This is a genomic window from Pseudomonas sp. HD57-3 (assembly GCF_056113135.1).
In genome coordinates, this window is sequence record NZ_CM148568.1 from 2,821,330 (window position 1) to 2,830,000 (window position 8,671).

Annotated in this window: 8 protein-coding genes (1 of these 8 cut by a window edge); 3 read left to right on the top strand and 5 right to left on the bottom strand. The window is 60.6% G+C overall.

What is annotated here, in order from left to right:
- Window positions 1–601: 601 nt before the first annotated feature.
- From glcF to glcD, 3 genes are read right to left on the bottom strand one after another with little or no spacing between them, the layout of a single operon-like run.
- A complete protein-coding gene (gene glcF / locus AC0R79_RS12605) occupies window positions 602–1,834 on the bottom strand; it encodes a glycolate oxidase subunit GlcF (protein ID WP_375746795.1) in 1,233 nt (410 codons plus the stop codon).
- A gap of 3 nt (window positions 1,835–1,837) precedes the next feature.
- Complete coding sequence (glcE, locus tag AC0R79_RS12610; RefSeq protein WP_474734634.1) at window positions 1,838–2,902, bottom strand: glycolate oxidase subunit GlcE; 1,065 nt, start codon at window positions 2,900–2,902, stop codon at window positions 1,838–1,840.
- Window positions 2,902–4,401 carry a glycolate oxidase subunit GlcD gene (gene glcD / locus AC0R79_RS12615; protein WP_474734636.1) on the bottom strand — a complete coding sequence of 500 codons (1,500 nt, stop codon included), beginning with the start codon at window positions 4,399–4,401 and terminating at the stop codon, window positions 2,902–2,904. Before glcD ends, glcE begins: the two co-directional genes overlap by 1 nt.
- 155 nt (window positions 4,402–4,556) lie before the next feature.
- Here glcD and AC0R79_RS12620 point away from each other — a divergent pair, with 155 nt between their 5' ends.
- Genes AC0R79_RS12620 through AC0R79_RS12630 form a run of 3 tightly spaced genes read left to right on the top strand, consistent with a single transcriptional unit; the run spans window position 4,557 to window position 6,868 of the window.
- On the top strand, window positions 4,557–5,198 hold the full coding sequence (locus AC0R79_RS12620) for a LysE family translocator (protein ID WP_474734638.1): 642 nt from the start codon (window positions 4,557–4,559) through the stop codon (window positions 5,196–5,198).
- 48 nt (window positions 5,199–5,246) lie between these two features.
- On the top strand, window positions 5,247–6,374 hold the full coding sequence (locus AC0R79_RS12625; protein ID WP_474734639.1) for a saccharopine dehydrogenase NADP-binding domain-containing protein: 1,128 nt from the start codon (window positions 5,247–5,249) through the stop codon (window positions 6,372–6,374).
- Between the two features lie 2 nt (window positions 6,375–6,376).
- Window positions 6,377–6,868, top strand: a complete 492-nt coding sequence (locus AC0R79_RS12630; RefSeq protein ID WP_474734640.1) for a DUF2269 family protein — start codon at window positions 6,377–6,379, stop codon at window positions 6,866–6,868.
- A 56-nt stretch (window positions 6,869–6,924) separates the two neighbouring features.
- Here the strand turns inward: AC0R79_RS12630 and yghU are convergent, their stop codons facing one another.
- Both yghU and AC0R79_RS12640 read right to left on the bottom strand, forming a co-directional pair.
- Window positions 6,925–7,764 (bottom strand): glutathione-dependent disulfide-bond oxidoreductase, encoded by an 840-nt coding sequence (gene yghU / locus AC0R79_RS12635; RefSeq protein WP_127797729.1) that lies wholly within the window; start codon window positions 7,762–7,764, stop codon window positions 6,925–6,927.
- A 192-nt stretch (window positions 7,765–7,956) separates the two neighbouring features.
- Window positions 7,957–8,671, bottom strand: the 3' portion of a protein-coding gene (locus AC0R79_RS12640) for a helix-turn-helix transcriptional regulator (protein WP_474734641.1). Its footprint extends 131 nt past the window's final position; 715 of the gene's 846 nt are visible here — the last part of the coding sequence; its start codon lies off the right edge, out of view — the gene reads right to left on this strand; its stop codon occupies window positions 7,957–7,959.

An 8,671-nucleotide genomic window follows, 5' to 3' on the forward strand; every position in this document is an offset into this window, starting at 1 on the left:
ATGGTCTCGCAGGAATTCGTAAAAGCGGAACGCTTGAAACGATCTCCATACGAGGCTCAGCGTACGCAGCAACAGCTTCATACGTTTTGGCCTCCAGGTCGGGGGCCAAACCTCCGGCGCACTTACCGGATCATGTGTGCCTTCGGACAGGCAGGTCAGTGCTGTCCGTGAGGCGGCCGGTTGTGATCCCTCCGAGCCATCATTCCGGCACGGGTGCAAAACCGTGTCGAAGGGCATGAAACCGTTATGGTTCCAGCCAAACCTCACGTATGCACTGTCGAGTGAGCGTCCGCATACTAACCTGTCTTATGACGGGATTTTGAGGATCCTGGATAAAGACCTGACAAGTTTTGTAATTCGTTATTTCTGTCAGCATGATCAGGCCTTTTGAATGCCCGTCAGGACCGCCCTTGGCTTCACATAACGACATTCAATACACGTGCAAAATAACGTTGCAACGAAAGCCAAAGATAAATAGTATTCCGCTACGTCAGTGCTGTCCGTGAGATGCATCAAGCCCAGCCGCAAACTGAGGCTTACCGAAAAACCGCCCCGCAAAGGCGGTTTTTTTTCGCCCATCGTTTGGCCCTCGCCAGCGATCCTACGCCTCGGTCAGCGAAGGCAACGCGGCATCCACCAACTCGATCCAGTGCCGGACCGGCGTGCGCCCCGCACCGTCGAGGTGCGCCTGACAGCCGATATTGGCGGTGACGATGACGTCCGGATGGCCGCTTTCCAGGGCATTGAGTTTTTGCTCGCGCAACTGCCGGGCCAGTGTTGGCTGAGTCAGTGAGTAGGTGCCCGCCGAGCCACAGCACAGATGTGCGTCCGGCACAGTCGTGAGGTTGAAGCCCAGTCGAGTCAGCACCGACTCCACCGCACCGCCCAGTTTCTGCGCGTGTTGCAAAGTACAGGGACAGTGAAAGGCCAGGCGCTGATCGGCGTGGATGCCGAGGGATTCGAGCGGTTCGTCTCTTAGCACTTCCACCAGATCCCGGGCCAGCGTGCTGACACGTCTTGCCTTCTCGGCGTAGACCGGATCGGCACCGAGCAAATGCCCGTAGTCCTTGATGAACGCACCGCAACCGCTGGCGGTCTGCACGATCGCCTCTGCACCCCGCTCGATGGCCGGCCACCACGCATCAATATTGTGACGGGCGCGGTCAAGGCCGGTGGCCTGGGCGTCGAGGTGATAATCCACCGCGCCGCAACAGCCAGCCTCGCGGACCGGGATCACGCTGATGCCCAGACGATCCAGCACCCGTGCCGCTGCTGCATTGGTATTGGGTGACAAACCCGGCTGCACGCAACCCTCCAACATCAGCACTTGCCTTGCATGGCGGATGACGGGACGTGATGCAGGCATCACCGCGTTGCGTGGCAGTTTGTCTTGCAAGGCATCGGGCAGTAACGCCCGGAACATCTGACCGCCATTGACCAACCCTTTGAACAGCCGTGGATTGGGCACGACGCTTCGAAGCCCTTCGCGCAACAGGCGTTGCCCGAGCGGCCGCGGGACGGCAGCGTCGACCACTGCTCGGCCAATGTCGAGCAGGTTGTGATAGTCCACGCCGGAAGGGCAGGTGGTTTCACAGTTACGGCATGACAGGCAGCGATCCAGGTGTTGCTGGGTTTTCGCCGTGACTTCGCTGCCTTCGAGTACTTGCTTGATCAAATAGATGCGTCCGCGCGGGCCGTCCAGTTCATCGCCGAGCAATTGATAAGTCGGGCAGGTCGCGTTGCAGAATCCGCAATGAACGCAGGTGCGCAGAATGCGTTCGGCCTCTTCGGCGCGGGGCAATTGTCGGGCTTGCGGGCTGAGGGTGGTCTGCATGGCTCAAAGCTCCGCGTACTGACGCCCGGGATTGAAAATGCCCCGGGGGTCGAGTTGTCGTTTGAGTTGGCGGTGATAGTGCAGCAGGGCGGGCGTCAGAGGATGGAACGGTTCATCGATCAGGCCGTGGCTGTAGCAGGTCGCATGTCCGCCGACTTCGCCGACCACTTTGCGAATGGTCGCCGCTTCGGCTGTCGATTTGAGCCAGCGTTGCGCGCCACCCCAGTCAAGCCACTGCTCGCCGGGCAGGTTCAGCGGCGGCGTGTTGAGCGGCACGGACAGGCGCCAGAGCGGTTGGTCTTCATCGAAGAAGCCCAGGCGTTGCTCGTTGAGGCCGGCCCAGAAGGAACTGTCGATCAACTCGCCGCCGAGGCGATCATGGGCGGCCGCCACTGAACCTTCACCACCCTCCAGACGCAAGCGCAATTGCCGGCCATCGTGACACGCGGCGCTGATCGGCAACGGCTGCTGGCCCCATTCGGCCAGACGCTGCAAAGCTTGTTCACCGGTCATTTCCAGGCTGAGGCTCAGGCACGCACGCGGTTTGGGCAGCACCTTGAGCGATACTTCAGTGATGATGCCCAGCGAGCCGTAACTGCCGGTCATCAGGCGCGACAGGTCGTAGCCGGCGACGTTTTTCATGACTTCGCCGCCGAAGCGCAGATGCTTGCCACGTCCCGTGATGATCCGCGTGCCCAGCACAAAATCGCGCACCGATCCCGACCAGGGGCGACGCGGCCCGGACAGGCCCGTGGCGATCATGCCGCCGACCGTGGCGTCGTCGGCGAATGCGGGTGGTTCGCACGCCAACATCTGTTGCGAAGCGTCCAGCACGGTCAGCAATTCTGTTAGCGGAGTGCCGCAGCGTGCGGTGATCACCAGTTCGGTCGGGTCGTAGCTGACGATGCCGCGATGGGCGCGGGTGTCGAGAATCTCGCCACCGATGATGCGTCCGAGAAACGCCTTGCTGTTCGCCCCCTGGATACGCAGCGGCGTAGCAGTTTCCAGTGCACGGTTGACCTGTTCGAGCAGCGCGGCACTGTCATCGAAATCCTTCGATTCACCCATCAGAACCGCTCCAGCTCGGGGAAGGGCAATTGCCCGTGGTGTACGTGCAGGGCGCCGAATTCGGCGCAGCGATGCAGGGTCGGAATGTTTTTGCCGGGATTGAGCAGGCCGCCGGGGTCGAAGGCTGCTTTTACGGCGTGGAACAGGGTCAGCTCATCACGGTTGAACTGCGCGCACATCTGGTTGATTTTTTCCCGGCCCACGCCGTGTTCACCGGTGATGCTGCCGCCAACCTTCACGCACAATTCGAGGATCTTGCCGCCCAGCGCTTCGGCACGTTCCAGTTCACCGGGCTGATTGGCGTCGAACAGAATCAGTGGATGCATGTTGCCGTCGCCGGCATGGAAGACATTGGCAACCCGCAAGCCATATTCGGCTGAAAGCTGCGCAATCGCGTGCAGTACGCCAGGCAACTCGCGGCGCGGGATGGTGCCGTCCATGCAGTAATAGTCCGGCGACAACCGGCCCACGGCAGGGAAGGCATTCTTGCGTCCGGCCCAGAATCGCACGCGCTCGGCCTCGTCCCGGGCTTGGCGCAACTCGGTGGCGCCGGCGTGTTCGAGCACTTGCCGGACCCGCGCGCAATCATCATGGACATCGGCTTCAACGCCATCGAGTTCGCAAAGCAGAATGGCTTCGGCATCCACCGGATAACCGGCATGGATGAAGTCTTCGGCCGCGCGGATCGCCAGGTTGTCCATCATCTCCAGGCCTCCGGGGATGATGCCGGCGGCGATGATGTCGGCCACTGCGCGGCCGGCCTTTTCCACGGAGTCGAACGCCGCCAGCAGCACTTTGGCAGTCTGCGGTTTGGGCAAGAGTTTGACCGTGACTTCGGTGATGACTCCGAGCAGGCCTTCGGAGCCGGTGAACAGTGCCAACAGGTCGAAACCGGGGGAATCCAGCGCGTCCGAGCCCAGCGTCAGATGTTCGCCATCGACTGTAAGAATCTCGACCTTGAGTAGATTGTGCACGGTCAGACCGTACTTGAGGCAATGCACGCCGCCAGCGTTTTCCGCCACGTTGCCGCCGATGGAGCAGGCGATTTGCGAAGACGGATCGGGCGCGTAATACAGCCCGAACGGCGCAGCGGCCTGGGAAATCGCCAGGTTGCGCACGCCGGGTTGAACCCGCGCGGTGCGGGCTTCGGGGTCGATCTGCAGGATATTGTTGAAGCGCGCCATCACCAGCAACACGCCTTTTTCCAGAGGCAGGGCACCGCCAGACAAACCGGTCCCGGCGCCCCGGGCTACCACCGGCACCCGTCGTTCGTGGCAGATGCGCAACACACCCTGAACTTCATCGATGTGCCGTGGCAGTACCACCAGCAAGGGCGTGGTGCGATAGGCGGAGAGGCCATCGCATTCATACGGCTTGAGTTCTTCAAGCTGATGCAGGACTTCAAGATCCGGCCACTGGCGCTGCAGGGCTTGCAACAGTGCAGCTTTGTCGACGTCGGGCAGAACGCCGTCGACCTGTTCGTCGTAAAGAATGTTCATGATCGGTGGACGACCCTCCGTTGTCGTTATTCGAGGCCGGTGCCGTTTTCCATCATTGGGCCGCTGACACCGAGAAGTAAAGCGTAGCGGCTGGAGGTCCGTTGTCCCGCGTGCTCCTGTAATATGCGGCCACCTCACCCCAACGAGCATGAAAAATGGATTCTCACTCGATTCTGGCCTTTACCCTGGTTGCCGCGATTGCCATCGCAAGCCCGGGGCCTGCGACCCTGATGGCGATCAACAACAGCCTGGCCCACGGTCAGCGTAGCGCGATCTGGTCATCTCTCGGCAATGCCTGCGGGCTGTTCTGTCTGTCGGCTGCGGCGATGCTCGGCCTGGGGGCGCTGCTGGCCAGTTCCGAAATGCTGTTCAACGCGGTGAAAGTCATCGGTGCCGGTTATCTGTTCTACCTCGGGATCCGGCAGTTGTTCAAAAAAGGTTCGATGCTCCCCGAGAGCGTTGAAGATGAGTCGAAAAAGGTCCGGCCCACTCGCAGCAAACTGTACAAGTCAGCGTTCCTGACGGCCGTGACCAATCCCAAGGCGACAATGTTCTTCACTGCACTGTTTCCGCAGTTCATCGATCAGGGCGCGACATTGCTGCCGCAGTTTCTGATCCTCACCTCGATTTTCATGGCGTTGTCGGTGACGTCGCTGACGCTCTACGCGGCGCTTGCCTCCCGCGCCAAGGGCGTGCTGACCCGGCCTGCACTGTCCCGATGGGTCAGTCGCGTAGTGGGGACTACGTTTATTGGTTTCGGGGCTGCGATTCTGACGATGCGTCGGCAGGCTGCGTAAGTAACAGATGTCCGACTGAATCAGTCATTTATTTCAAGGAAGTATTGCGTGGCACTCAGGGTTTTAGTGGTCGGCGGTTATGGAAATTTCGGCAGCATTGTCAGCCGGCATTTGATTGAGATGCCGGACATCGAGCTGGTGATCTCCGGCCGCGACCCGCAGAAATTGGTGCGCAAAGTCGACGAGCTGAAAACCCGGTCGGGCGTCGTTTGCGAAAGTTGGTGCGGCGATGCGATGGGGGACGGGTTTGAGGCGGCTCTGAAATCGATGAACATTCAGCTGGTCATCCACACCGGCGGCCCGTTTCAAGGGCAATCCTATGCGGTCGCCGAGCGCTGCATCGACGCGGGTGTGTATTATTGCGACCTGTCCGACTGCCGAACTTTCGTCAACGGCATCGGAACCCTCGATGCCCGCGCGAAACAGGCCGCCGTGGCGATTCTCAGCGGTTGCAGTTCGGTGCCGACACTCTCATCGGCCCTTATCGATGAACAGCGGCATCGCTTCTCCCGCATCGATTCGATCGAGCATGGTATTTCCTCGTCGGCGAAAATGCCGGGCCTGTCGACGGTTGAAGGTGTTCTGGCCTACGCCGGCAAGCCGATCAGGCAACTCAGGAATGGCCAGGTTCATGAGGTGGCAGGCTGGCTGGACCTGACGTTGCGCAAAATGCCTCACTTGGGCGTTCGGGTGCTGGCGAATGTCGACGTGCCGGACATGGATATCTTCGCCAAACGCTATGGTGCACAAACCTTGAGTTTCAAGGCGGGTGCGGGCCTGAAGCTGGGTGGTCTGGCCAACGGTCTGTTCGCGCTGGCCCGCAGGTTCGGTGCGTTTCGTGATCATGTTCCCTGGGCGGCGCGGCTTCACCGTTGGGGTACCTGGTTCGAGCGATTCGGTGATGGCAAAAGCGCGATGTATATCGACGTGACAGGACTCGGTCTCGACCAAAAACCGTTGGCCATGACGGTGCAGCTCACCGCTCGGAATGACAAGGGGCCGGAAATCCCCAGCTGCGCAGCGGTTGCCCTGGCTGCGAAAATCGCCCGGGGATACCAGCCCGAGGCTGGCGCGCGTTCCTGCGTGGGCGAGATTACCGTCGCGGAATACATGGCGGCCATCAACGATCCGCAGAATCTGAGCCTGTCGATGCATTTCTCTGACGGGCAGAACTGACCGTGCTCTATCTGTGCCTCAAATACATTCACATCATCGCCGCGGTTTTTCTGTTCGGATTCGGCATGGGGTCGTACCTCTACCTGATCGCCGCGAGCCGTACAGCCAACCCTCTGGTGATCACGCACGTGGCGAGAATGGTCGTACGGTTCGACGCCTGGATCACCACGCCGGCGGGCTTCATCCAGATAGCGACGGGATACGGGTTGACCAAGCTTGCCGGACTGCCCCTGACCACGGAGTGGGTACTGACGTCCTTGATCATTTTCCTGTGCGTCGGCTCGCTCTGGTTGCCGGTTTTGGTGCTTCAGAAGCGTTTGTACGTGATGGCTTCAAGCGCAGTCGAGACTGGGGCAGGGCTCGCTGATGACTACCGCTGCGTGTATCGAAAGTGGTTCTGGATGGGCGTTGCCGGTTTTCTGGGGATGTTCGTGATCGTGCTGCTGATGGTGACGAAGATGACGCCGAGGCAGTGGGTCAACCTGTTGGTGTAGCGAACGCGACGCCCGATGCTCAGCCGCACCGGGCGTCGCGTCGTATCAGGCGAAGCTCAATCCAGATCGCTTGCTTGATGTCGCTCTGGAACCTGGCTCGCTTCATCGCCCCATGTCCGGTTGACGCGCTGGCCACGAATCACCGCAGGCCGTTCGGCAATCTCTTGCGCCCAGCGTTGCACGTGGGTGTATTCGTGAGCGGAAAGAAACTCGGCGGCGGAGTACACGTTGTTGCGCACCAGTTGTCCGTACCATGGCCAGACCGCGATGTCGGCGATGGTGTAGTCGTTGCCGGCAAGGTAGGGGCTTTCACTCAGGCGGCGATCGAGCACATCAAGCTGCCGCTTGGTTTCCATGGTGAACCGGTTGATCGGGTATTCGAGCTTGTCCGGCGCATACGCATAGAAATGCCCGAAGCCACCGCCCAGATACGGCGCCGAGCCCATCTGCCAGAACAGCCAGTTCAGGGTTTCGGTGCGTCCCGCCAGGTCGGTGGGCAGGAAGGCGCCAAATTTTTCCGCCAGATAGAGCAGGATCGAGCCGGATTCGAAGACGCGAATGGCCGGTTCTACACTGCGATCCAGCAGCGCCGGAATTTTCGAATTGGGGTTGATCTCGACAAAGCCGCTGGAGAACTGGTCGCCCTCGTTGATGCGGATCAGCCAGGCGTCGTACTCGGCGCCGGTGTGTCCGAGCGCCAGCAGCTCCTCAAGCAGGATGGTCACTTTCACGCCGTTGGGCGTGGCCAGTGAGTACAGCTGCAACGGATGTTTGCCGATCGGCAGTGTCTTTTCGTGTGTAGGCCCGGCAATCGGGCGATTGATGCTGGCGAACTGGCCGCCGGACGGAGCGATGTGTTTCCAGACCTTGGGTGGAGCGTAGGGCGCCTTGCTCATGAAACGGACCTCATCGGTTGCATGCCGGAATGGTGTGAGCCGGACGGGGAGCGTGCCGGGCTCTTGTCGAACAGGACACCATAGAAGGGCGTTTGAATGCCACTGGTTGTTCGCTGAAATGGTTTGGGTAAAAGACAAGCCCGGCAGGTGCCGGGCTTCTGTCACTCAAGGTGTCTCATGTGGCCGCTTCTTCTATATAGAAGAATGTTGTTTGTCGGTAACAGAGCTATGGCGCGAATCTGTGCGCAATTGTGCCGGACTCACGCCGAGGCGCTGTTTGAAGGCTGTGGTCATATGCGCCTGCGAGTTGAAGCCGCAGGCGAGGGCGATCTGCGAAAGACTGTCCGTTGCATCGCGCATTGACGCTCGGGCTTTGGCCAGTCGTCTGTCGATCAGGTAACTGTGGGGGCTTTTGCCGGTTGCCTGCTTGAAGGCACGCATGAAGTAACCCTCGGACAACTCCAACAATTGCGCCATCGCCGGGACGGCGAGCGGACTGCCGAGACTGGCGTCGATGAATTCATCCAGCAGGCGCATGCGGCTGCTGGTGATCGAGCCTGGAGGCGACACCGCTTCATGACCTTCGACCCGTTCCGCCAGACCGAGCGCCCAGCTTTCCCAGTCATCATCCAGAGAGGCTTGCAGCAGCGCACTGCGCATTCGCGATGCGAGGTGAATGGCCTGTGGGTCGATGCGATTGTTGAACGCCCGGTCACCCGCCAGTGCTGTGCCGTCGGTGCGTATCACTCGCAGGTACTCGCCGCCCATGGGCGACTCGGACAGCACGTCACATCCAACCGGAACAAACGCCAGGCCATTGGGCATCGCATCGAAGGGGCGTATCCGGTCAGTACCAATGGCGTGCACGCCGTGCTGGCTGTCGAAGGCAAAGCCGATCGCTGACTGG